Raw genomic sequence first — 336 nt, forward strand, 5'->3', positions numbered from 1 at the left:
GATCAGAGCAGTATTGCGAGCCCCGATCTGAGTGATGTACCAGCGGCTGACTGGTTCTTCGGTGTCGAAGAGCTTTCGTCATCGCCTGGATGACTGACTCGGTATGCAGGCTTTCATGCACATGATGACCGACTATTTTTCGCGAAAACGCATCAGTGACCAGACTTACGTAAGCGACGCTTTGCTCGGTCGGTAAGTAGGTTATATCTGCCACCCAGACCTGTTCCGGCCCGGTGGCAGTGACTTGGTCAGGACCGGGCTTGAGCCGGTTCGGATGTCGGCGGAAGCGATGATGGCTGTCGGTAGTCTTGTGATAAGCGCGTTTGCGTGGGACCA

At 55.4% G+C, this 336-nt stretch carries 1 protein-coding gene; it reads right to left on the bottom strand.

Annotation, left to right across the window (positions count from 1 at the left end; all coding sequences use genetic code 11):
• Nucleotides 1–336, bottom strand: a 336-nt coding sequence (locus tag AACY19_RS27540; RefSeq protein ID WP_339454657.1) for a DDE-type integrase/transposase/recombinase, incomplete at both ends; no start/stop codon positions are given.

The sequence above is a fragment of the Pseudomonas sp. EA_5y_Pfl2_R50 genome (assembly GCF_963970475.1).
Lineage (GTDB): Bacteria > Pseudomonadota > Gammaproteobacteria > Pseudomonadales > Pseudomonadaceae > Aquipseudomonas.